Origin of the sequence: Streptomyces sp. NPDC050610 (assembly GCF_040654875.1) — a bacterium.
In the GTDB taxonomy this organism is placed as follows: Bacteria; Actinomycetota; Actinomycetes; order Streptomycetales; family Streptomycetaceae; genus Streptomyces.
The window spans coordinates 148,009-169,380 of sequence record NZ_JBFAIV010000016.1; the positions used below are offsets into that span (position 1 = coordinate 148,009).

Below are 21,372 nucleotides of genomic sequence, written 5' to 3' on the forward strand. Positions count from 1 at the left end.
GCGATGACCTGGCACGTCGACGTGGACCGGAGCGTGTGCATCGGTTCGGGGATCTGCGCGGGGACGGCGCCTGAGCTGTTCCGGCTGGAGGGCGAGCGCGCCCGCGCCGTCCAGGAGGAGATCGAGCCGCAGGAGACCGCGCTGGACGTGGCCGACTCCTGCCCGGCCCTGGCGATCACCGTCACGGACGGGACGGAGGTCGTCGGGCCCCGCGAGTAGCCGCCTATGGCGGGGCGGCCCGTACCGGGTGCGGGCCGCCCCGCCGCGCTACGAACCGGGGCGGCGGCGCGGTTCAGTCCGGCTTGCGCGTCTCCGGTTCGCGGGCGTAGCGCCGGAAGCCGCGGCGCTCGTAGTTGCGCAGCGCGTGCGGATGGTCGCGGGTCGAGGTGTGCAGCCAGACCCGGCGCACCTCCGGCGCGTCCAGCGGCCGCTGGTCCCAGGCCTGCCGGACGGCGAGCGTCAGGGCGTGCCCGCCGTACCCCTGCCCGACATACCGCGGCACCAGGCCGAACGTGTCTATCTCCACGCTCCCGCCGGTTTCCCCGCGCACGCTCAGCACGCCCGCGGCCTCGCCGTCCACCCGTATCAGCCAGTGCCGCATCCGCTCGTCGCGGCGCCGGTCCAGCCAGCTGCCGGACCAGTGGTGCGGCGCGCCCACCGCTTCCCGCGTGGCGGCCAGCGTCTCGGAGCCGGCCGGCGTCTCCTCCAGGGCGACCCCCTCGGCGGGCCGTGCGGGGCGCAGTTGGGCGCGCTCGGTCATCTCCAGGTACGTGACCACGTGTTCTGTCGACATACCCATATGCTGCCAGCCGCCCGCGGCGGCTCCAGGGCCCCCTGGAGCCCCGTCCTTACGGGCGTCAGGCGCCCGGCGCCACATCCGTACGGGCGGCGGTGTTCCTCGGGACCGCCCGCGGTTCCGCCGGATCGGCGGCGCGGCGTGCGAGCCGGCGGGCGAGGGCCGTGCAGACCATCAGCTGCATCGTGTGGTAGAGCATCAACGGCAGTATCACCAGGCCGACTTCGCTGCCCGCGAAGAGCACGGTGGCGATCGGCAGGCCGCTGGCGAGGCTCTTGGTCGAGGCGCAGAAGACCGCGGTCACCTGGTCCTCCCGGTCGAAGCCCAGCAGGCGCGCCCCCTTCGCGGCGACCGTCAGTATCAGCGCGAGCAGCGCCCCGCACAGGGCGAGGAGGACGAGCAGCCGTCCCACGGAGGTCCGCTGCCAGATGCCGGCCGTCATCCCCTTGCTGAACGCGGCGTACACGACGAGCAGGATCGATCCGCGGTCGCACACCAGCGTCAGCATGCGGTGCCGGGTGACGAGGTCCACGAGCAGCGGGCGCGCCAACTGCCCGGCCAGGAAGGGCAGCAGCAACTGCACCACGATGTCGGTGACCTGCCCCAGGGAGAAGGGGACGGTGCCGCTGGAGCCGCCGCGCAGCAGCAGCGCGGCGAGCAGCGGGGTGAGGACGACGCCGAGGAGGGTGGAGAAGGAGGCCGAGCAGATCGCGGCGGCCACGTTGCCGCGCGCCATCGAGGTGAGGGCGACGGAGGACTGCACCGTCGAGGGCAGCAGGCACAGGAAGAGGATGCCGGTGGCCTGTTCCGCGTTGAGCACGGATTCGGGGAGCTGCCGCAGTGCGAGCCCGAGCAGCGGGAAGAGCGCGAAGGTGCACAGCAGGATGGGCAGGTGCAGCCGCCAGTGGCTCAGCCCGCCCAGCGCCGCCCGCGGCGAGAGCCGGACGCCGTAGAGGAAGAACAGCAGGCCCACGGCGACCTTGGTGGCGACGCCCAGGGCCTCGGCGGGCGCGCCGTCGGCGGGCAGCAGCGCGGCCAGGCCGACCGTGGCGAGCAGGGCCACGATGTACCAGTCGACACGGCCGCGCGCCAGGGCGCGCAGCCTGCGGGATGAGAGCGGCAGCATCTGAGGGTTCCCTCTTCCTTCCTGATGGCCACAGGGGGACGGTCTGGAATTGCGGAGCTCGCAGCGGTACGGCCGTGAGCGCGCGGTTCGGCGCGTACGGCTGACGGCTCACCAGGTGAACCGCGTACGGGCGAGGGGAGGCCCCGGTCGCGCTGACCGGGGCCTCCCGTTCCGTGTCGGCCGCGGGCTGTACGAGCCCGCGCCGGGTCAGAGCGCGGCGCCGGCCGGGGTGTGGTTCCTGCTGATGTTCCGCTCCAGCAGAGCCAGCGACTCGGCGACCCCCACGCTCTCCGCGGTGAACTGCGGCAGCCGCCCCTCGGCCTTCTTCAGCTCCGAGAGCGCCTGGTCGATCGCGGTCTGCGCCGCGAACAGGCACGGCGTGCTGTAGATCGCCACATCGACGCCGAGCTCGCTCAGCTCGGGCAGCGAGAGCCGCGGCGACTTGCCGCCGGCGATCTGGTTGAACAGCAGCGGCTTGTCCCCGATGACCTCGCGGACCTTGCGGATCCAGTCGACGCTGCGCACCCCGTCGACGAGGATCACGTCCGCGTCCGTGGCGGCCAGCGCCTCGGCCCGGCGCAGGATCTCGCCCTCTTCCGTGGCATCCGTGCGGGCGACGACGACCAGGTCGCGGCGCGCGGCCAGGACCATGTCCAGCTTCTCCAGGTACGCCTCCAGCGGGAGTACCTGCTTGCCGTCGACATGGCCGCAGCGCCGGGGCCGCTGCTGGTCCTCAAGGATCACCCCGGAGGCGCCGATCGCCTCCAGGTGCTGGACGACATGGCAGGCCGTCTCCGGGTCCACGTAGCCGTCGTCGATGTCGACGAGCAGGTGCTGCCGGGGGAAGGCGAGCCGCAGCCGCTGGACGAACGCGACGATGTCGGGCCACGCGATGAATCCGATGTCCGGCAGCCCGTAATGGGACGCGGCGAAACCGAATCCGGAGACGAACATGCCGTCGTAGTGCTGGGCCGCCACGGAGGCGGAGAACATGTCGAAAACGCCGATCAGGGGCGTGGTCTCCTCTTGGGAGATGGCGTCACGAAGCTGATTCGGATAATCCATGGAAACCCTCCAGCGGTTGGTCGCGTCGATGTGTTCCACCGGCTGCGGCCCGCCGAGCACAGGCGGCCGGTCACGAGGCGTCACGCACGGGGCCCGCACGGGCCGCTGACGTCCCCTCACCCACAGTTAAACCAAGGAATGGTCATGCGACAACATGACTATAGTAAAGTCGCCTGATGAGAGACGTCTTTGCGCCGATCTTGGGCGTGGAGCGAAAAGATCTCCACCGGCCTCCCGGCGGACAAAGGCGACACCCTGCCAGTACGCCCAGTTCAGCGGCGCGCGGCAACCGGGGCTTGTTCGAGTCTTGTTCGCAAAAGATCCTCTTGACGGCGAACGGCCGACGTGTGGCCTCCCCACGTAACCGTGCGAAAGAGCCCCGCGGAATGTTGAACCGGAAACGGCCCGCATACGCACATCTGACGCGAGATGGAATTTGGGTAAACGCGTCGCGGCGATCGAGCCAATGGGACCGATGCGACGAGGAGGCCGACGACGGCCGACACGGGCAGGTCCGGAATGCTCATTTATGTCACTGGAGTGAACCAAGAGACCGATGAGAGTCAAGGGCTTAAAGTGACGCCGCGCCGGAGTTAGGGTCTCCCCTGCCAGACCCCCTCGTCACGTGAGGATTCCCATGTCGGACCTATCCCGCAGGCGGTTCGCCGCGTCGTCGCTCGTACCGTTGGGGGCCGCACTGCTGCCGGCCGCGCCGGCGCTCGCGGCGGAGAACGAGCAGACGACGCAGTCCCCCTCCGCAGCGGCCGGGACGCCGCGGACCGCAGAATTCCGGCACGGCCTCCATGACCTGCTGGACCTGCGCGGACTGCCGGCGGCCGCCGAGCCGCCGGGCGACAACCCGCTCAACGTCTTCGCGGACCTGGGCGCCTGGCACGCGTACGGCCTCCCCTCCCCCTCGGACCACGACGCCCTCGGCGGCTTCAGCGGACCGCTGTACATGGCGGAGGAGTACCCCTGGTACCTCAGCCGCTCGTTCTCCCGGTTCGACCTCCTCGACACGCGGTCGCACCGCACCCTCGCGTTCTCCGAGGACCGCTCCCCCACCGTGGAGTCCGCGCCGGGGCTCCTCCTCCAGTCGTTCCGCGTCGACGGACTCCAAATCACCCTGACGCTGCGTTACGCCAGCAACCGCACCGCGCTCGTCGAAGCGAAGGTCCACAACACCGGCAGACGGGCCCGCACGCTGCGGGCCTCCTGGTCGGGGACGCTGCTGCGGCACACCGAAGAGCCGATCCGCAGCGCGCCCCGGCTCCGGGCGACCCGTACGGGCGTGGCGGTCGGCTTCTCCCGGGTCCGCTCCTACACGGACTACCTCACCACCACCGCCGCCCGGTTCGAGGTCGCGCACGCGGGAGCGGTGCACACCTCGGTCCACGGCGACGGCTACCGCACCGTCGCGCGCGAGCCCGTGACCGTACGGCCGGGCAGGACGGCGTCGTTCGTCTGGAGCGAGTCGTACACATTCACCGAGGCCGAGCGCCGCAAGGACCAACCGGCCGTACGGGAGGCGCTCGCGCACCCGGACCGGGTCGCGTTCCGCGGGGACGAGCGCTGGCGGGAGTACCTGTCGCGCGCCCTGCACGGAGTGGACGCGGGCCGCCGCCGCACGGCGGCCAAGGCGGTGCAGACCCTGGTGACCAACTGGCGCAGCCCGGCCGGCGCGCTGCGCTCGGACGGCATCACGCCGTCGCTCACCAACAAGGACTTCGCGGGCGGCTTCTGGGCGTGGGACTCGTGGAAGGAGGCTGCCTCGACGGCGCTGTTCGCGCCCCGGCTCGCCGCCTCCGCCATTGAGTCGATGTTCGACTACCAGATCACCGCGGCCTCCGAGGACCGCCCGCAGGACGCCGGGATGGTGCCGGACGCGGTGTTCTACAACAAGGCCAGCACCGGCGGTCAGAACTGGAACGAGCGCAACTCCAAGCCTCCGCTGGCCGCCTGGGCGGTCTGGCAGGTGTACGAGCGGGGCCGGGACCGGGAGTTCCTGCGCCGGATGTACCCGAAACTGACGGCCTATCACGCGTGGTGGTACCGGAACCGGGACCACGACCACAACGGCCTGGCGGAGTACGGGGCCACCGTCGACCCGGCCAACGACAGCACCAAGGAGCGCAGGCTGGCCGCGGCCTGGGAGAGCGGGATGGACAACGCGCCCCGCTTCGACGGCGCGGGCGTGGACACCAACACCGACCGCCGGGGGCGTACGGTCGGCTACTCGCTGGCGCAGGAGTCCGTGGACCTCAACGCCTATCTGTACGCGGAGAAGCGCTACCTGGCCCGCGCGGCGAACGTCCTCGGACGGCACGCGGAGTCGGCGGACCGGCACCGGCAGGCGGACCGGCTGAAGCACCGGATCCAGGAGCGCATGTACGACCCGGCCGACGGCTTCTTCCATGACTACGGCACGGACGGCCGCGGGCCGCTCACCTCGGCGGGCAAGGGCATCGAGGGCGCCATCCCGCTGTGGGCCGGCGTCGCGACGGGCCGGCAGGCGGCGTCGGTCCGGGCCGCGCTCGTCGACCCGGCGCAGTTCGCCACCCATATGCCGCTCCCGACAGTGGCGCGGAACAACCCGAAGTTCGACCCGACCGGCTACTGGCGCGGGCTGGTCTGGCTGGACCAGGCGTACTTCGCGATCCTCGGCCTGCGCGAGTACGGCTACCACCGGGACGCGGGGGCCACCACGGAACATCTCCTGCACCACGCCCGCGGTCTGCTGGGCAACGGGCCGATTCACGAGAACTACCATCCGCTCACGGGCGCGGGGCGCAACTCCTCGAACTTCTCGTGGTCGGCGGCGGCCGTCCTGGAGCTGCTGCGCCGGTGACGGCGGCGCGCCCCGGCCGAACCGGCCGGGGCGCGCCTGTTCCGCGGTGCGTGCTCAGCGGATCGGCATGCCCGACACGGTGCGGGCGATGACCAGGCGCTGGATCTCGCTGGTGCCCTCGAAGATGGTGTAGATGGCCGCGTCCCGGTGCATGCGCTCGACCGGGTACTCGCGGGTGAAGCCGTTGCCGCCGAGGATCTGGACGGCCTGGGCGGTGACCTTCTTGGCGGTCTCGCTGGCGAAGAGCTTCGACATGGAGCCCTCGGCGGAGGTGAAGGGCTTGCCGGCGGTGGCCATCCAGGAGGCGCGCCAGACCAGCAGCCGGGCCGCGTCGATCTGGGTCCGCATGTCGGCGAGTTGGAAGGCCACGCCCTGGTTGTCGATGATGGGGCGGCCGAACTGGGAGCGGGTCCTGGCGTATTCGAGGGCTTCCTCGTAGGCGGCGCGCGCGGTGCCCACCGCCATGGCGCCGACGGCCGGGCGGGACGCCTCGAAGGTGGCCATGGCGGCGTTCTTGACGCGCTCGCCGCCGTTCTTGGCGCGTTCGCGGGCGCGGGCGAGGCGCTCGTCGAGCTTTTCCTTGCCGCCGAGCAGGCAGTGGCCCGGGACGCGGACGTCCTCCAGGACGACCTCGGCGGTGTGCGAGGCCCGGATGCCGTGCTTCTTGAACTTCTGGCCCTGGGAGAGTCCGGGGGTGCCCGGCGGGACGATGAAGGAGGCGTGGCCCTTGGAGCCGAGCTCGGGGTCGACCACGGCGACGACGACGTGGACGCCCGCGATGCCGCCGTTGGTCGCCCACGTCTTGGTGCCGTTCAGCACCCATTCGTCCTTGGCCCCGTCGTAGACGGCGCGGGTGCGCATCGCGGCGACGTCGGAGCCGGCGTCGGGCTCGGAGGAGCAGAAGGCGGCGACCTTGACGTCGTCGGCGTCGCCGTACATCTGGGGGATCCAGGTGCCGATCTGCTCCTCGGTGCCGTTGGCGAGGACGCCGACGGCGGCGAGGCCGGTGCCGACGATGGACAGGCCGATGCCCGCGTCGCCCCAGAAGAGCTCCTCCATGGCCATGGGGATGCCGAGGCCGGTGGGGTCGAAGAACTGCTGGGCGTAGAAGTCGAGCGAGTAGATGCCGATCTTGGCCGCTTCCTGGATGACAGGCCAGGGGGTCTCTTCGCGCTCGTCCCATTCGGCCGCCGCCGGGCGCATCACGTCGGCGGCGAAGCCGTGGATCCAGTCGCGCACCTCCCTCTGGTCCTCATTCAGCTCCATGGTGAACTCGGCCATGACCCCTCCAACTATTTGTTACTAGCGGTAACATGAGTGTGTTACTCGCCAGTAAGCGCTGTCAACCTGGTACGGCACCCCGATCCGCTGAGTGGACCGGGTGTTACGTTGCGCATGCGTCAAGAGTCACGGGGGCGGGGAGGCACACATGGTGGAGACCAGTCAGCGCGAAGATCAGCAGCGAGCCGCGCAGGCGCGGCGCAAAGAGCTGCTGGAGGCCGCGGACCGGGTGGTGATGCGGGACGGGCCGGGGGCGTCCATGAACGCCATCGCGGCCGAGGCGGGGATCACCAAACCGATCCTGTACCGGCACTTCGGCGACAAGGGCGGGCTCTACCGCGCGCTGGCCGTGCGCCACACCGACGCCCTGCTCGACGGATTGCGCGCGGCCCTCGACTCCCCCGTCCCCCGCCGCGACCGCGTCGAGGCGACCCTGGACACGTACCTGGTGGCCATCGAGACCCGGCCGCAGGTGTACCGGTTCCTGATGCACCCCGCCGACGAGGAGCAGCCCTCGGAGCAGGGGTTCGACGTCGGCCGGCACTCCGCGCCGCTGCTGCGGCGGCTCGGCGAGGAGCTGGCCCAGGTGATCGCCGAGCGGGTCGACCTCGGCCCCGGCGGCGACCAGCTGGCGCGGGCCTGGGGCCACGGCATCGTCGGCATGATGCACGCGGCGGGCGACTGGTGGCTGCGCGAGCGGCCGTTCCCCCGCGCCGAATTGGTACGGCACCTCGCCGACCTCCTGTGGGGGCGGCTGGCCGCGGCCGGCGACCGGCTGGACGGCCCCGGCTTCTGACGGCGGCCGCGGGTCTCAGGAAGCGGCGGGTACGGCGGGCGTCGACCACGGCGCCCGCCGGGCCGCCCGCAGCGCCCGGCGCAGGCGCAGCCCCGTCAGCCGGTCGGTGAACAGCCCCCCGTCGAGGTGGTCGCTCTCATGCTGGAGGCAGCGGGCGAAGAAACCCGTGCCCACCACCCGGACCGGCGCGCCGTCCTTCGTCGTGCCCTCGACGACGGCGCGGTCGAAGCGGGGCGTGCCGGCCTCGACGCCGGGGAGCGAGAGACAGCCCTCCGGGCCGCGCACCCGCACGCCGTCGGCCTCGACGAGCCGGGGGTTGACGATGTGGCCGAGGTGGCGGCGGTCCTCGTCGTCGGGGCAGTCGTAGACGAAGACCCGCAGCGGCACGCCGACCTGATTGGCCGCGAGCCCGACGCCCCGGGCCGCGTACATGGTCGCGTACATGTCCTCGATGAGCGTGTCGAGGTCCGGACCGTACTCCTCGACCGCGGCGCAGGGCGCCCGCAGGACCGGGTCCCCGAGCAGCCGCATCGGGCGTACGAGTCCGCGACCGCCGGGGATCGTGCCGTTTCGCATGCGTCAAAGCGTACGGTCCGCGGGCGGCAGGTTCGGGCCTGCGGTCGGATCTCGATAGGCTGATCCCTGACCGATGCCTCCCGGCTGGCGATTCGGCGCGGAGGGGGCGTTCCGCCGGCGGACCACGAGGCAGGCGCGGCGCCGGATGCAAGGAGGAGCTAGGACGATGGCAGGGAACACGGAGCCGCTGTCCCCGCGGGCCAAGCTGGCCGTGACGGCGGGCAAGGCCGCGGCGGCGGTATCGCGGGCCGCGGGCCGCGGCAGCGGATCGGTGATCGGCGGCAAGGTGGCGCTCAGGCTCGACCCCGACCTGCTGGCCCGGCTGGCGACGCACTTGGACGTGGTCCTGGTGTCGGCCACCAACGGCAAGACGACCACGACCCGGCTGATCGCCGAGGCGCTGCGGGCCAGCGGAGTGGTGGTCTCGAACGCGCTGGGCGCCAACATGCCCGCGGGCATCACCTCCGCGCTGGCCGGCGGGTCCGACGCGCGGTACGGCGTGATCGAGGTGGACGAGAAGTATCTGGCGGGGGTCGCGCGCGATGTGGGGCCCAAGGCCATCGCGCTGCTGAACCTCTCCCGCGACCAGCTCGACCGGGCCGCGGAGACCCGCATGCTCGCCGAGAAGTGGCGCGAGGGCCTGGCCGGCACCAAGGCCGTGGTGATCGCGAACGCCGACGACCCGCTCATCGTGTGGGCGGCCTCCTCCTCGCCGAACGTGGTGTGGGTGGCGGCCGGCCAGGAGTGGAAGGACGACGCCTGGTCGTGCCCGTCGTGCGGCGGCGTGATGCAGCGCCCCGGCGACGACTGGTTCTGCGCCGAGTGCGGCTTCCGGCGTCCCACTCCGAGCTGGGCGCTCTCCGGCGACTACGTCCTGGACCCGCACGGCAGCGCGTGGCCGATCCACCTCCAGCTGCCGGGCCGGGCGAACAAGGCGAACGCCACCACCTCCGCGGCCGTGGCCGCCGCCTTCGGGGTGCCGCCGCAGGTGGCGCTGGAGCGGATGTACTCGGTCCAGGCGGTCGCCGGGCGGTACGACGTGGTCACCTTCATGGAGCGGGAGCTGCGGCTGCTGCTGGCGAAGAACCCGGCCGGCTGGCTGGAGACGTTCTCGCTGATCGACCCGCCGCCCACGCCGGTGATCCTCGCCGTCAACGCGCGCGGCGCCGACGGCACGGACACCTCCTGGCTGTGGGACGTGGACTACACCCGCCTCGCGGGCCACCCGATCCTCGTCATCGGCGACCGCAAGCTGGACCTGGCGGTGCGCCTGGAGGTCGCGGGGCTGGACTTCCGGGTGTGCGAGGACGTGGACGAGGCAGTGCGGATGTCGCCGCCCGGCCGGATCGAGGTCATCGCGAACTACACCGCGTTCCAGGACGTACGCCGCCGCGTCGGCAACTGACACCCGCGTAAGGAGCCTTAACCCATGAGCCAGAGCAGTCTGCGCCTGGTGTGGATCTACCCCGACCTGCTGAGCACGTACGGGGACCAGGGCAACGCCCTGGTGGTGGAGCGGCGTGCGCGCCAGCGCCGGCTGGACGTCCAGCGCCTGGACGTCCGTTCCGACCAGCAGATCCCGACCTCCGGGGACATCTATCTGATCGGCGGCGGCGAGGACCGGCCGCAGCGGCTGGCGGCCGAGCGGCTGCGCCGGGACGGCGGGCTGAACCGGGCGGTGGCCAACGGCGCGATCGTCTTCTCGGTGTGCGCCGGATACCAGATCCTGGGCCATGAGTTCATCAACGACCTCGGCCAGCGCGAGCAGGGCCTGGGGCTGCTGGACGTGGTCAGCACCCGCGGCGAGGGCGACCGGTGCGTCGGCGATGTGCTGGGCGACATCGACGAGCGGCTGGGGCTGCCGCCGCTGACCGGTTTCGAGAACCACCAGGGCGTCACGCACCTGGGCCCCACCGCGCGGCCGCTGGCGCGGGTGCGGTTCGGCAACGGCAACGGCTCGGGCGACGGCACCGAGGGCGCGTTCAACGACACCGTCTTCGGCACGTACATGCACGGCCCGGTGCTGGCCCGCAATCCGCTGATCGCGGACCTGATGCTGAAGCTGGCGCTCGATGTGAACGCGCTGCCGCCGGTGGACGAGCAGTGGTACGAGGCGCTGCGCGCCGAGCGGATCTCGGCGGCGTCGCAGCCCGCGTGAGCAGCGCGGCGCGCCCCGCGTGATGAACGCGGCATGGCCCCCGCGTGGCCAAGTGGCCCGTATGACGGACGGATCGGTTCCCCCGCCACCCGCGCTTGTAGGGTGGCGGGGATGATCCAGCCGGACGACGGGGTCCGGTCATCCGGCCCTGTTGCAAAGGTTTTCGTGCCATGCGAATTGGTGTGCTCACTTCCGGTGGCGACTGCCCCGGCCTGAACGCCGTCATCCGGTCCGTCGTGCACCGCGCGGTGGCCGACCACGGTGACGAGGTCATCGGCTTCCACGACGGGTGGAAGGGGCTGCTGGAATGCGACTACCGCAAGCTGGATCTGGACGCGGTGGGCGGCATCCTGGCCCGTGGCGGAACGATTCTCGGCTCTTCCCGGGTGCAGCCCGCGCACTTGCGCGACGGGGTCGAGCGGGCCCGCGGCCATGTCCGGGACCTGGGGCTGGACGCGATCATCCCGATCGGCGGCGAGGGCACGCTCAAGGCGGCGCGGCTGCTGTCGGACGCGGGGCTGCCCATCGTCGGGGTGCCCAAGACCATCGACAACGACATCGCGTCGACGGATGTGACCTTCGGCTTCGACACCGCGGTCGGCGTCGCGACCGAGGCCCTCGACCGGCTCAAGACGACGGCGGAGTCGCATCAGCGGGTGCTGATCGTCGAGGTGATGGGGCGGCACACCGGCTGGATCGCCCTGCATTCGGGCATGGCGGCGGGCGCGCACGCCATCGTGGTGCCGGAGCGGCCGTTCGACATCGGCGAATTGACCACGCTGGTCGGCAAGCGCTTCGAAGCGGGCAAGAAGTTCGCGATCGTGGTGGTCGCGGAGGGCGCGAAGCCGCGCGAGGGGTCGATGGACTTCGACATCGGCTCCACCGACGTGTACGGGCATGAGCGCTTCGCGGGCGTCGCCCGGCAGCTGGCGATCGAGCTGGAGCAGCGCCTGGAGAAGGAGGCGCGCCCGGTGATCCTGGGCCATGTGCAGCGGGGCGGCACGCCGACCGCGTACGACCGGGTGCTCGCGACCCGGTTCGGCTGGCACGCGGTGGAGGCGGCGCACCGGGGCGAGTTCGGGATGATGACGGCGCTGCGCGGCACGGACATCACGCTGGTGCCGCTGGCCGAGGCCGTGGAGACGCTCAAGACGGTGCCCGCCGAGCGGTACGGCGAGGCGGAGTGCGTGCTCTGAGCTGATCTTTTTCGGCCGTTTCCGCTCCCCCTGCCCCTAGGACGCGATCGGCGCCGAAAGCCGCCCCCGGCCGGAACTCCGGCCGGGGGCGGTTCTAGTCTGGTGCGGGCGCATTGGTACGAAGTAGGAGAGAGCGGATGGACCACGGCGGTCACGGCATGATGATGATGGATCTGCCGCCGTTCACGCTGGGGCGGAGCCTGGAGTTCAGCGGCGACGCTTTCTTCATGGTCGGCTGCTTGCTGGGGCTCGCGCTCTACGGCTGGGCCGTGGTGCGGCTGCGGCGGCGCGGGGACGCGTGGCCGGTGGGGCGTACGGTCGCGTTTGTCATCGGCGTGCTGACGGTGGCACTGGTGATGTGCACCAAGCTCAACGACTACGGCATGGTCATGTTTAGCGTGCACATGGTGCAGCACATGGTCATCAGCATGCTCTCCCCCATTCTGATCCTGCTGGGGGCGCCGGTGACGCTGGCGCTGCGGGCGCTGCCCACGGCGGCGCGCGGCCGAAAGGGGCCGCGCGAACTGCTGGTGGCGCTGTTGCACAGCCGGTACATGCGGATCATCACCCACCCGGTGTTCACGATTCCGCTGTTCATCGCGAGCCTTTACGCGCTGTATTTCACGCCGATCTTCGACTTCCTGATGGGCAGCAGGGCGGGGCACATCGCGATGATGGTGCACTTCCTCGCGGTGGGCCTGGTGTTCTTCTGGCCGATCATGGGCGTGGACCCGGGGCCGCACCGGCCGGGTTATGTGATGCGGATGCTGGAGCTGTTCGCGGGGATGCCGTTCCACGCGTTCTTCGGTATCGCGCTGATGATGGCGTCGGAGCCGATGATCTCCACGTATATGCATCCGGCGGCCTCGCTGGGCGTCGATCCGCTCTCGGACCAGATGGCGGCGGGCGGCATCGCGTGGGCGTTCAGCGAGATCCCCTCGGTGGTCGTGCTGATCGCGCTGGTCTTCCAGTGGTACAAGTCCGAGCAGCGGCAGGCGCGGCGCTCGGACCGGATGGAGGCGCGCAACGGCGACCAGGAGCTCGCGGCGTACAACGCGTATCTCGCGACGCTCCGGGCGCGCGGCGGACAGTAGCCGTCTGGCGGTGAGGACCGCGGCGGGGTGACGATGGTCCCCTGACCGCGGTCCTCGCGTTTTCGGCCGGGCCGCCATAGGGAGGTGCGGGACATGCCCGGATCTGCACGGACGATGGCCGGAATGACGGTGGGCGGCCTGGTCGTGGTGACCGGCTACAGCGTGGCGCTGGGGAGCAACGGCTGGCTGTGGTTCACCTGGGTGGTGCTGGGGCTGCTGACGGTGGGGGTGGTGGTGGCGCGGGGGAACTGAGGCGGGGCCGGTCCGCGGTGCTCGCGCCGTCCTCGACCGGTGCGGTCCGGCCTCTCCCCCGCGGGCCGCCGCGGGACTACTGTGCGTCGGCACCGGGACGAGGGGGAAGGCGGCCGCCGTGTTCTATCAGTTGCTCAAATACGTGTTCCTGGGGCCACCGCTCAGGCTGTTGTTCCGGCCGAGAATCGAGGGCATCGACCATATTCCGGATGACGGCGCGGCGATCGTCGCGGGAAATCATCTGTCGTTCTCCGATCATTTCCTGATGCCGGTGATCCTGCCGCGCAGAATCACGTTCCTCGCGAAGTCGGAGTACTTCACGGGCCGGGGGCTGCGGGGCCGGCTGACGGCGGCCTTCTTCCGCGGGGCCGGACAGATCCCGGTGGACCGCTCCGGCGGCAAGGCGTCGCAGGGCGCGCTGCGCTCGGGGCTGGCGGTGCTGCGCAAGGGCCGGCTGCTGGGGGTCTATCCGGAGGGCACGCGGTCGCACGACGGGCGGCTGTACAAGGGGCGTACGGGCGTCGCGGCGATGGCCCTGCGGGCGCGGGTGCCGGTGGTGCCGTGCGCGATGGTCGGCACGTTCGAGATCCAGCCGCCGGGCCGGTCGATGCCGCGGATCAGGCCGGTGACGATCCGGTTCGGGGAGCCGCTGGACTTCTCGCGGTTCGTGGGGCTGAGCGATGAGCGGCTGGCGCTGCGGGCCGTGACCGACGAGATCATGTACGCGATCCTGCGACTCTCCGGGCAGGAGTACGTGGACCAGTACGCGACCGAGGCGAAGAAGGCCGACCAGGCACGGCGCTCCGGGCGCCCCTTGCGCTGACCCCATTGCGCTGACGGCGAATCAGCGCACGGCGTAAAGGGATGGGCGCGCCGCTCGCGGGGGCCGTACCGTCCCGGCCATGGCGAACGGAAGCGTATTCGTGCTCGGGGCGACCGGGCAGATCGGACGGGCCGCGGTGGGCGCGCTCGCGGCGGACGGGTGGCACGTACGGGCGGCGTCGAGGAGCGCCGGCCGGGACACGAACTGGCCCGAGGACGTACGGGCGGTGGCGGTGGACCGGGAGGACGACGCGGCACTCGCGGCGGCCCTCGGGGACGGCTGCGATGTGCTGCTGGACTGCGTCGCATACGGGCAGGGGCACGCGAAGCAACTGCTGGGGCTGGCGGACCGCGTCGGGTCGGCCGTGGTGATCTCCAGCGGAGCGGTGTACGAGGACGACACGGGCCGGAGCTTCGACACACAGGGCGAGCCGGACGGCTTTCCCGCCTATCCGGTGCCGATCCCCGAGTCGTACCGTACGGTCGCGCCGAGCGATCTGACGTACGGGACGCGGAAGGTAGCGCTGGAGCGGGAGTTGCTGGCGGCCGGCGACCGGTTGCCGACGACGTTGCTGCGGGCGGGCGCCGTCCACGGCCCGCACAGCCGACTGCCGCGGGAGCTGTATTTCCTGAAGCGGGCGCTGGACGGGCGTCCGGTGCGGGTGCTGTCCTGGCGCGGCGAGAGCCGCTTCCACACCATTCATGTCGACAATCTCGCGGAGCTGGTGCGGCTCGCGGCGGCCCGGCCCGGGTCGCGGGTGCTGAACGCCGGCGACCCCGAGGCGCTGTCGGTGGCGGAGATCTCGGCGGCGGTCGACGCGGTGACGGGCGTGAAGAGCGACGTGGTGCTGGTCGACGGGGCACCCCCGGAGCCGGGCATCGGGGAGACGCCGTGGAGCGTGGCGCGGCCCGTGGTGCTCGACATGTCCGCGGCCGAACGCGAACTCGGCTACCGGTCGGTGACGGGGTACGCCGAGTCGCTGCCCCGTACGGTGGAGTGGCTGGCCGGGGAGCTGGCGGGCCGGGACTGGCGGGAGGCGTTCCCGCTGATGGCCGGGACCGGCTCCGACGGCGGGATCTTCGACTACGCGGCCGAGGACGCCTGGCTCAACGCCACTCGCGCCAAGGCCACTTGAAGTTCCGCATGAGCCGCACATGGCCGAAGACGGACCGTCCGGTGATCCGCACCACCGGGCCGTCCGCGCCGCCCTTAGGGGTCTTGCCGGGCAGGGAGCGCTTGCCGAAGAGCGCGGTGCCGGTGTCGTAGACCTGCGCCTCGTCGGGCAGCAGGATCTCGATCTTGCCGCAGAAGGAGTTGGCCTCGATCACGACTTCGCGCCGGGTGAAGACGGCGTGCCGCAGGTCGAGGACGACCGCGCCGAACCGGGCGTGTACGACGGAGTGCGGAGGCACGGGCAGTTGGCCGCCGCGCCGGATCTTGCTGAAGAGGGCGGTCACGGGCTCGGCGTCGACGGGGTCGGCGAGGGCCCGGCCAGGCTCGGGCGCGGGCAGGTCCGCGGTGAGCGGGACGAGTTCGGCTCGGGTGCGGGCCTGGTAGACGGCCTCCAGCCGGTCGGAGTGCTCGTCGGCGGAGATGCGGCCGAGGGCGAGCGCGTCGGAGAGGAGCGCCGCGGCGGCGTCGCGCTCCTGGTCGGAGGCGCGGACCGCGGGGGCCTGGGCAGCCGGGGCCGGGGCAGCGGGCCGGGCGGGCTTGCGGAGCGGCTCCGGGGCGGCGTCGTGATCGGGCATGGGCGGTCTCCTCAGCGATACGGACCCAGCGGCGCACTCACGCTATATCGCGACACTATGGAGCGGCAAGGCGACGAACACGCCGCCATCGCCCTCCCGGGCCGATCGGGACGCGCACCGCGCGCGGGGGCCGCCCCGCCTCACCCGCGAGCCTTGCCGTCCCTCCGCACCTCATCCGCCTCCGCCGCCCGGAGCAGCGCCGGCAGCAGGCCGGGGAAGCGGTCCTCGATGTCCGCGCTCCGCAGGGAGATGTAGCGCTCGCGCCCGATCCGCCGGGTGTGGGTCCAGCCCGCCTGGCGCAGGATGCGGAAGTGGTACGAGCCGGTGGCCCGCGTCACCGGCAGCTCGATGTCGCCGCAGCCCACCTCCGCTTCCACGGCCAGCCGCCGGACGATCAGCTGCCGCAGGGGCTCGCTGAACGCCTGGAGCAGCCCGCCGAGGCACAGGTCGGCGGTGTCCGGCTGGTCGGCGTCGGCCGGCGGCGAGTCGGCGGGCGGCGCGGGCAGGGTGCGCACGGAGGGAGACATTTAGAGATCTCTCAAACTGGGTGTTAGCGTACGGATTGTCATTTCGATGATCCTGTAAATGTTCCGGCGGTGCAACGCTGTGCCCTGCGGCACACCCCTGCCCGCAGCCACCCCGCCGGCACGCAGCCACTCCCCCAGAGCGTTCCCGCGGAACGCTCCCCACAGAGACGGAAGACCGCCGTGCACGACACCACCGACGCCTCCCCCACCCCAGCGCCCGCGACCGGCGGACCGGAGCAGGACGGCGACGGCACGCCGCTGCGGACGCTCTTCTGCATCGCCGTCACCCAGGAGTTCTTCAACGCCGGCGACGACGAACGCGCCGCGGTGGCCGCCGCGATCACGCCCGCCTTCGACCGGCTCGCCGAGCGCTTCGGCATCACGGTGCTCGGCACCCTCGACGACGACCAGCTGATGGTCGGCGCGACGCCCGGCTGGCCCTGGACCTCCTACATCCTCGCCGACGTGCCCGACGTGGCCACCGCCTCCGAGGTCTGCGGCATCGTCCGCGAGACGCCGGTCGGCGAGAGCCGGCTCTGGCGCTACCTGCGCGTCGAGGCGAGGCTCGGCCGCCCGCTGTTCTTCGGCACGCGGTGACGGGCCCCGCGGCCCTGAGCCGCTGTTGTCGGGCCCCGCGCCCGTAAGCCGCTGTCCTTCACCCGCTGCCGGTACGAGCCCGTCACCCGCACCGCACGTGCGGCCGACGCCGCGCGGTCCGGTCGTGCAGGGCCGCTCCCCTTCCCCTCTCTCCTTCTTCCCGCAGCTCCCGAAAGGACCCGCACCATGCTCTCCACCGGCCTCGCCGGACGCACCGTCCTGATCACCGGTTCCGCCCAAGGGCTCGGGGCCGCCCTGGTGCGCGCGTACTACGACGAGGGCGCGCGGGTCGCGGCGCTCGACGTCGACGACGAGCGCAACCGCGCCCTCGCCGCCGAACTGGACCCCAGCGGCGACCGCGTCCTCGCCATCCGCACCGATCTGCGCGACCTCGACGCCCTGGCCGCCGGCTACCGCGCCGCGAGCGCGTGGGGCCCGGTGGACGTACTCGTCAACAACGCGGCCCGGCCGCTGGTCAAGTCGCTCTGGGACATCACGCCCGAGGAGTGGGACGACGTGTTCGCGGTCAATCTGCGGGCCGCGTTCTTCCTCACGCGCATGGTCGCCGCCGACATGCGGGAGCGGGGGTTCGGGCGCATCGTCAACATGTCCTCCATCGCGGGCCAGGCGCCCCGGCCCACCGGCGCCGCCTACGGCACGACCAAGGCGGGCCTGATCTCGCTGACCCGCGTCTTCGCCGCCGAACTGGCCTCCCACGGCATCACCGTCAACGCCGTCGCGCCCGCGATGATCGACACGCCCATGGTCCGCTCCGTCTCCCCGGAGACCCTCGCCGAGATGACCGCCCAGGTGCCGCTCGGCCGCATCGCCACCCCGGAGGACGTCGCCCGCCTCGCCGTGTTCCTCTCCGCCGAGGACTCCTTCATCACCGGCGCGACGTACGACATCAACGGCGGCGCCCTCATGCGCTGACCCGCCGCCCCCGCGCGTACGCCGCGCCCCGAAGGCGTACGCGCGGGGTACGGGCCTCAGCCCGCGGTCACCGGCAGGGACGGGTAGTCGGTGTAGCCGCGGTGGTCGCCGCCGTAGAAGGTGGTGCCGTCGGGCTCGTTCAGCGCCGCCCCGGTCCGCCAGCGGTGCATGAGGTCGGGGTTGGCGATGAAGGCCCGGCCCACGGCGACGAGGTCGGCCCGGCCGCTCTCGACGAGGGCGCGCGCGGCGGTCACGTCGGTGACGGGGTCCCAGCCGTTGCTGACGATGCGGGAGCCCCCGAAGCGGTCGGCGAGGTCCTTCAGCAGCGGGGTCTCGGGGGCGCCGATGGTGTGCAGATAGGCCAGGCCCATGGCGGACAGCGCGTCGACGAGCGTCCGGTAGGTGACGGCGGTGTCCTCCGGGTCGTCTTCCAGGGCCCCATGGAGGTTGATGGCGGGCGAGATGCGGATGCCGACGCGTTCGCTGCCGATGGCGTCGGCCACGCCCTGGGCGACCTCGATGACGAACCGCGCGCGGGCCCGCGGGGTGCCGCCGTAGGCGTCGGTGCGGTGGTTGGTGGAGGGGGCGAGGAACTGGTGGAGGAGGTAGCCGTTGGCCCCGTGCAGTTCGACGCCGTCGAGGCCGGCGTCGATCGCGGCGCGCGCGGCCCGAGCGTACTCCTCGACGACGGAGGGGATCTCCTCGGTGCGCAGTGCGCGCGGGGTGGGGTGGGGCCGGCGGCCCGCGGCGGTGAACATCTCGCCCGGTGCGGCGATCGCGCTGGGGGCGACGGTCTCGGCCTGGTGCTTGTTGTCGGGGTGCGAGATGCGCCCCGCGTGCATGAGCTGCGCGACGATGCGGCCCCCGCCGCGGTGCACGGCGTCGGCGACGGCGCGCCAGCCCTCGATCTGCGCGGGGGTGTGCAGGCCGGGCGAGTTCATATAGCCCTGGCCCGCCGCGCTGGGCTGCACGCCCTCGGTGATGATCAGCCCGGCGGTGGCGCGCTGCCCGTAGTACGCGGCCATGAGGTCGGTGGGCAGGCCGTCGGGGGTGGCCCGGTTGCGGGTCATGGGGGCCATGGCGACGCGGTTGTTCAGCGTCCACTTGCCGACGGTCACCGGCTCGAAGAGATCCGACATGGGGGTGCTCCTTCTGGTGGGATGGCGGCTGCGTTGGCGAACGCGGCCGAAGAGTGGTGGCTGGGATTCAGGCGGCGGGCCGCGCGTCGGCGGCGGGCGCCCGGGAGGTCTTCACCAGGGCGACGAGGACGAGGAACGCGGCGGCCAGGAGCGCGCCCGCGACGATGAACGCGACGCGGTAGCCGTGCAGGAACGCCGCCATCCGCAAGGCATGCGAGGCCGCGCCCGTATCCGTCGTGCGGGCGGCGAGGTAGCCGCTGACGGCGGAGATGTAGAGGGTGTTGAGGAGGGCCGGGCCCAGCGCCGCGCCGATCTGCTGACTGGTGCTCAGCGCGGCGCCGGCGACTCCGGCGTCGCGCGGGTCGACGGCGGACAGGGCCACGTTGGGGCCGGCGAGGAAGAACAGCCCCACGCCCACGCTGACCAGGATCTGGGTCGGCAGGATCTCGCCCAGGTAGCCGGAGCCGGTGTCCAGGCGGGTGAGCCAGAACATGCCCGCCGTGGCCAGCGCCGTGCCGCCGACCATCAGGGGCTTGGGGCCGAGGCGGGTGACGAGGGGCGCGGCCAGCGTGGTGGTGGCGATGATGCCGACGCTGAACGGCAGGAACGCGCAGCCGGCCGCCAGCGGCGAGTAACCGAGGTTGACCTGGAGGAAGTAGGTCATGAAGAGGTTCATGCCGAACATGCCGGCGCCGAGGAGGAGGTTGCCCAGGAACACCCCGGCGCGGTTGCGTTCGAGGATCACCCGCAGGGGCAGCAGGGGGTGCGCCGTCCGGCTTTCGACAACGGCGAAGGCGGCGAGAAGGAGTACGGCCGCGGCCAGGAGCAGCAGGGTCGCGGGGGCCGTCCAGCCGTCGCCGTCGGCGGCCCGGGCGAAGCCGTAGACGAGGGCGACCAGGCCGCCGGTCACGAGGACGGCGCCGGGGATGTCGTAGTGGCGGTCTCCGGCGGCGCGGCTCTCGCGGACGAAGTGCCGGGCGGCCAGTGCCGCCGCCAGGGCGATGGGGATGTTGATGTACATGCACCAGCGCCAGCCGGCGTAGTCGGTGAGGACGCCGCCGAGCAGGAGTCCGACCGCGCCGCCCCCGCCCTGGAAGGCGCCGAAGATCCCGAAGGCCTTCGCGCGTTCCTTCTCGTCGGTGAAGGCGACCGTGACGATGGAGAGCGCCGCGGGCGCCAGGAGTGCGGCGAAGCCGCCTTGCAGGGCCCGTGCGGCGAACAGGATGCCCGGGGCGGGTGCGATGCCGCCGAGCATGGACGCCGCGGCGAATCCGAGGAGGCCGATGAGCAGGGTCCGTTTGCGGCCGGCGAAGTCGGCGACGCGTCCGCCGAGCAGCAGCAGGCCGCCGAAGGCCAGGGCGTAGGCGGTGATCATCCACTGGCGGTTCGCGTCGCTCATGCCCAAGTCGCTCTGGGCCCGCGGCAGGGCGATGTTCACGATGGACACGTCCAGGACGACCATCAGCGTCGCGACCGACGCCACGATCAGCGCCATCCATCTGCGCGGGTCGGGCGCTTGTGAGTCCGGCGCGTGGGGATCCGGCGCCTGCGGGTCCGGCGCGTGCAGGGCCGCTGCTTGTGAATCCGACGCGTGCGGGTTCGGCGCCTGCGGGTCCGCCGGTGTCCCGGCGGGCCGGGCGGGGCTGGTCATCGAGGGCTCTCCTGAGCGGTAGTCGAGGGGGACCGGCGAGCGGCGGGCCGCTCGCGTCGCCTGGAGAGTGCGACCGGCTACGGCAGAGTTGCAAAAGCTCATGCCGTTTCGGCAAGGTGGGGGCATGGACGGAATCGAACAGGCCCTGACGGCCATCGGCCCCCGGCTTCGGGAGCTGCGTCGGCGACGCGGCGTCACGCTCGCCTCGGTGGCGCAGTCCACCGGCATCTCCGAGAGCACGCTCTCGCGCCTGGAAGGCGGGGGCCGCAAACCCAACCTGGAGCTGCTGCTGCCGCTGGCCCGCGCGTACAGCGTGCCGCTGGACGAGCTCGTCGGCGCTCCCGAGACGGGCGACCCGCGGGTGCATCTGCGGCCCGTCACGCAAGACGGCATGACCTACGTGCCGCTGAGCCGCAGGCCGGGCGGGCTGCACGCGCACAAGCTCGTCATCCGCCCCGGCTCCGGCGAGCCCGAGCTGAAGACGCACGAGGGCTACGAGTGGGTCTATGTGCTCGACGGGAGGCTGCGGCTGCACCTCGGCGAGCGGTCGCTGGCCCTGGCGCCCGGTGAGGTGGCGGAGTTCGACACGCACGTACCGCACTGGCTCGGCCCGGACGACGATCAGCCGGTCGAACTGCTCGTCATCTTCGGCAAGCAGGGCGAGCGCGCCCACCTCCGCGCCCGCCCCGCCGGCCCCTCCTGACCTACGGGTCCGTCGGGTCTCGCGAGGCCCCGTCAGACCTCGTCGGGCCTCATCAGGCCCCGT

General features: G+C 72.1%; 22 protein-coding genes. 13 read left to right on the plus strand and 9 right to left on the minus strand.

Annotated features, from left to right (window positions below):
- The first annotated feature begins 3 nt into the window (after positions 1–3).
- Positions 4–219 carry a ferredoxin gene (locus AB0I22_RS21125; protein WP_363132364.1) on the plus strand — a complete coding sequence of 72 codons (216 nt, stop codon included), beginning with the start codon at positions 4–6 and terminating at the stop codon, positions 217–219.
- Positions 220–292: 73 nt separating this feature from the next.
- On the opposite strand, the gene AB0I22_RS21130 is transcribed toward AB0I22_RS21125, so the two are convergent.
- The 3 genes from AB0I22_RS21130 to AB0I22_RS21140 all read right to left on the minus strand — a co-directional run bounded on the left by AB0I22_RS21130 (position 293) and on the right by AB0I22_RS21140 (position 2,987).
- Positions 293–793, minus strand: coding sequence for a GNAT family N-acetyltransferase (locus tag AB0I22_RS21130; protein ID WP_363132365.1), 501 nt, complete (start codon positions 791–793; stop codon positions 293–295).
- Between the two features lie 64 nt (positions 794–857).
- A complete protein-coding gene (locus AB0I22_RS21135; protein ID WP_363132366.1) occupies positions 858–1,922 on the minus strand; it encodes a bile acid:sodium symporter family protein in 1,065 nt (354 codons plus the stop codon).
- Positions 1,923–2,129: 207 nt separating this feature from the next.
- The gene (locus AB0I22_RS21140) at positions 2,130–2,987 is read right to left on the minus strand and encodes an isocitrate lyase/PEP mutase family protein (protein ID WP_363132367.1); all 858 of its coding nucleotides are present in this window, start codon (positions 2,985–2,987) and stop codon (positions 2,130–2,132) included.
- Positions 2,988–3,624: 637 nt separating this feature from the next.
- On the opposite strand from AB0I22_RS21140, the gene AB0I22_RS21145 reads away from it, so the two are divergent.
- Positions 3,625–5,835, plus strand: coding sequence for a trehalase family glycosidase (locus tag AB0I22_RS21145; RefSeq protein WP_363132368.1), 2,211 nt, complete (start codon positions 3,625–3,627; stop codon positions 5,833–5,835).
- A 54-nt stretch (positions 5,836–5,889) separates the two neighbouring features.
- Here the strand turns inward: AB0I22_RS21145 and AB0I22_RS21150 are convergent, their stop codons facing one another.
- Entirely contained in the window at positions 5,890–7,116 is a 1,227-nt protein-coding gene (locus AB0I22_RS21150; RefSeq protein ID WP_363132369.1) for an acyl-CoA dehydrogenase family protein, read from the minus strand.
- Positions 7,117–7,267: 151 nt separating this feature from the next.
- Between AB0I22_RS21150 and AB0I22_RS21155 the strand changes: the two genes are divergently transcribed.
- Complete coding sequence (locus AB0I22_RS21155; protein ID WP_363132416.1) at positions 7,268–7,912, plus strand: TetR family transcriptional regulator; 645 nt, start codon at positions 7,268–7,270, stop codon at positions 7,910–7,912.
- 15 nt (positions 7,913–7,927) lie between these two features.
- Here AB0I22_RS21155 and def read toward each other — a convergent pair whose 3' ends face one another.
- The gene (gene def, locus AB0I22_RS21160) at positions 7,928–8,488 is read right to left on the minus strand and encodes a peptide deformylase (RefSeq protein WP_363132370.1); all 561 of its coding nucleotides are present in this window, start codon (positions 8,486–8,488) and stop codon (positions 7,928–7,930) included.
- Between the two features lie 166 nt (positions 8,489–8,654).
- Between def and AB0I22_RS21165 the strand changes: the two genes are divergently transcribed.
- The 7 genes from AB0I22_RS21165 (at position 8,655) to AB0I22_RS21195 (ending at position 15,146) form a co-directional block, all read left to right on the plus strand.
- The gene (locus AB0I22_RS21165; RefSeq protein ID WP_363132371.1) at positions 8,655–9,893 is read left to right on the plus strand and encodes a MurT ligase domain-containing protein; all 1,239 of its coding nucleotides are present in this window, start codon (positions 8,655–8,657) and stop codon (positions 9,891–9,893) included.
- Positions 9,894–9,917: 24 nt separating this feature from the next.
- Positions 9,918–10,646 (plus strand): glutamine amidotransferase, encoded by a 729-nt coding sequence (locus AB0I22_RS21170; protein ID WP_363132372.1) that lies wholly within the window; start codon positions 9,918–9,920, stop codon positions 10,644–10,646.
- Between the two features lie 170 nt (positions 10,647–10,816).
- Positions 10,817–11,842 (plus strand): 6-phosphofructokinase, encoded by a 1,026-nt coding sequence (locus tag AB0I22_RS21175; RefSeq protein ID WP_363132373.1) that lies wholly within the window; start codon positions 10,817–10,819, stop codon positions 11,840–11,842.
- Positions 11,843–11,979: 137 nt separating this feature from the next.
- Positions 11,980–12,936 (plus strand): cytochrome c oxidase assembly protein, encoded by a 957-nt coding sequence (locus AB0I22_RS21180; protein WP_363132374.1) that lies wholly within the window; start codon positions 11,980–11,982, stop codon positions 12,934–12,936.
- Between the two features lie 93 nt (positions 12,937–13,029).
- On the plus strand, positions 13,030–13,188 hold the full coding sequence (locus tag AB0I22_RS21185; RefSeq protein WP_363132375.1) for a hypothetical protein: 159 nt from the start codon (positions 13,030–13,032) through the stop codon (positions 13,186–13,188).
- Between the two features lie 118 nt (positions 13,189–13,306).
- A complete protein-coding gene (locus AB0I22_RS21190; RefSeq protein WP_363132376.1) occupies positions 13,307–14,011 on the plus strand; it encodes a lysophospholipid acyltransferase family protein in 705 nt (234 codons plus the stop codon).
- A gap of 79 nt (positions 14,012–14,090) precedes the next feature.
- Positions 14,091–15,146: an NAD(P)-dependent oxidoreductase gene (locus tag AB0I22_RS21195; RefSeq protein ID WP_363132377.1), complete on the plus strand. Its 1,056-nt coding sequence runs from the start codon at positions 14,091–14,093 to the stop codon at positions 15,144–15,146.
- Here the strand turns inward: AB0I22_RS21195 and AB0I22_RS21200 are convergent.
- Together AB0I22_RS21200 and AB0I22_RS21205 are read right to left on the minus strand one after the other, a co-directional pair.
- Positions 15,118–15,759, minus strand: coding sequence for a DUF1707 domain-containing protein (locus AB0I22_RS21200; RefSeq protein WP_363132378.1), 642 nt, complete (start codon positions 15,757–15,759; stop codon positions 15,118–15,120). The two genes, AB0I22_RS21195 and AB0I22_RS21200, sit on opposite strands and share 29 nt — an antisense overlap.
- Before the next feature lie 140 nt (positions 15,760–15,899).
- Entirely contained in the window at positions 15,900–16,286 is a 387-nt protein-coding gene (locus tag AB0I22_RS21205) for a helix-turn-helix domain-containing protein (protein ID WP_363132379.1), read from the minus strand.
- Positions 16,287–16,466: 180 nt separating this feature from the next.
- Between AB0I22_RS21205 and AB0I22_RS21210 the strand changes: the two genes are divergently transcribed.
- The gene (locus tag AB0I22_RS21210) at positions 16,467–16,883 is read left to right on the plus strand and encodes a hypothetical protein (RefSeq protein WP_363132380.1); all 417 of its coding nucleotides are present in this window, start codon (positions 16,467–16,469) and stop codon (positions 16,881–16,883) included.
- 186 nt (positions 16,884–17,069) lie between these two features.
- Entirely contained in the window at positions 17,070–17,816 is a 747-nt protein-coding gene (locus AB0I22_RS21215) for an SDR family NAD(P)-dependent oxidoreductase (RefSeq protein WP_363132381.1), read from the plus strand.
- 56 nt (positions 17,817–17,872) lie between these two features.
- Here the strand turns inward: AB0I22_RS21215 and AB0I22_RS21220 are convergent, their stop codons facing one another.
- Entirely contained in the window at positions 17,873–18,955 is a 1,083-nt protein-coding gene (locus AB0I22_RS21220) for an alkene reductase (RefSeq protein WP_363132382.1), read from the minus strand.
- A gap of 67 nt (positions 18,956–19,022) precedes the next feature.
- The gene (locus tag AB0I22_RS21225; RefSeq protein WP_363132383.1) at positions 19,023–20,606 is read right to left on the minus strand and encodes an MFS transporter; all 1,584 of its coding nucleotides are present in this window, start codon (positions 20,604–20,606) and stop codon (positions 19,023–19,025) included.
- A 124-nt stretch (positions 20,607–20,730) separates the two neighbouring features.
- Here AB0I22_RS21225 and AB0I22_RS21230 point away from each other — a divergent pair, with 124 nt between their 5' ends.
- Entirely contained in the window at positions 20,731–21,309 is a 579-nt protein-coding gene (locus AB0I22_RS21230; protein ID WP_363132384.1) for an XRE family transcriptional regulator, read from the plus strand.
- The last annotated feature ends 63 nt before the right edge of the window (positions 21,310–21,372 follow it).

Coding starts and splice junctions, on each gene's coding strand:
- AB0I22_RS21125 (WP_363132364.1), top strand. CDS start 4: ATGACCTGGCACGTCGACGTGGACCGGAGCGTGTGCATCGGTTCGGGG.
- AB0I22_RS21130 (WP_363132365.1), bottom strand. CDS start 793: ATGTCGACAGAACACGTGGTCACGTACCTGGAGATGACCGAGCGCGCC.
- AB0I22_RS21135 (WP_363132366.1), bottom strand. CDS start 1,922: ATGCTGCCGCTCTCATCCCGCAGGCTGCGCGCCCTGGCGCGCGGCCGT.
- AB0I22_RS21140 (WP_363132367.1), bottom strand. CDS start 2,987: ATGGATTATCCGAATCAGCTTCGTGACGCCATCTCCCAAGAGGAGACC.
- AB0I22_RS21145 (WP_363132368.1), top strand. CDS start 3,625: ATGTCGGACCTATCCCGCAGGCGGTTCGCCGCGTCGTCGCTCGTACCG.
- AB0I22_RS21150 (WP_363132369.1), bottom strand. CDS start 7,116: ATGGCCGAGTTCACCATGGAGCTGAATGAGGACCAGAGGGAGGTGCGC.
- def (WP_363132370.1), bottom strand. CDS start 8,488: ATGCGAAACGGCACGATCCCCGGCGGTCGCGGACTCGTACGCCCGATG.
- AB0I22_RS21165 (WP_363132371.1), top strand. CDS start 8,655: ATGGCAGGGAACACGGAGCCGCTGTCCCCGCGGGCCAAGCTGGCCGTG.
- AB0I22_RS21170 (WP_363132372.1), top strand. CDS start 9,918: ATGAGCCAGAGCAGTCTGCGCCTGGTGTGGATCTACCCCGACCTGCTG.
- AB0I22_RS21175 (WP_363132373.1), top strand. CDS start 10,817: ATGCGAATTGGTGTGCTCACTTCCGGTGGCGACTGCCCCGGCCTGAAC.
- AB0I22_RS21180 (WP_363132374.1), top strand. CDS start 11,980: ATGGACCACGGCGGTCACGGCATGATGATGATGGATCTGCCGCCGTTC.
- AB0I22_RS21185 (WP_363132375.1), top strand. CDS start 13,030: ATGCCCGGATCTGCACGGACGATGGCCGGAATGACGGTGGGCGGCCTG.
- AB0I22_RS21195 (WP_363132377.1), top strand. CDS start 14,091: ATGGCGAACGGAAGCGTATTCGTGCTCGGGGCGACCGGGCAGATCGGA.
- AB0I22_RS21200 (WP_363132378.1), bottom strand. CDS start 15,759: ATGCCCGATCACGACGCCGCCCCGGAGCCGCTCCGCAAGCCCGCCCGG.
- AB0I22_RS21205 (WP_363132379.1), bottom strand. CDS start 16,286: ATGTCTCCCTCCGTGCGCACCCTGCCCGCGCCGCCCGCCGACTCGCCG.
- AB0I22_RS21215 (WP_363132381.1), top strand. CDS start 17,070: ATGCTCTCCACCGGCCTCGCCGGACGCACCGTCCTGATCACCGGTTCC.
- AB0I22_RS21220 (WP_363132382.1), bottom strand. CDS start 18,955: ATGTCGGATCTCTTCGAGCCGGTGACCGTCGGCAAGTGGACGCTGAAC.
- AB0I22_RS21225 (WP_363132383.1), bottom strand. CDS start 20,606: ATGACCAGCCCCGCCCGGCCCGCCGGGACACCGGCGGACCCGCAGGCG.
- AB0I22_RS21230 (WP_363132384.1), top strand. CDS start 20,731: ATGGACGGAATCGAACAGGCCCTGACGGCCATCGGCCCCCGGCTTCGG.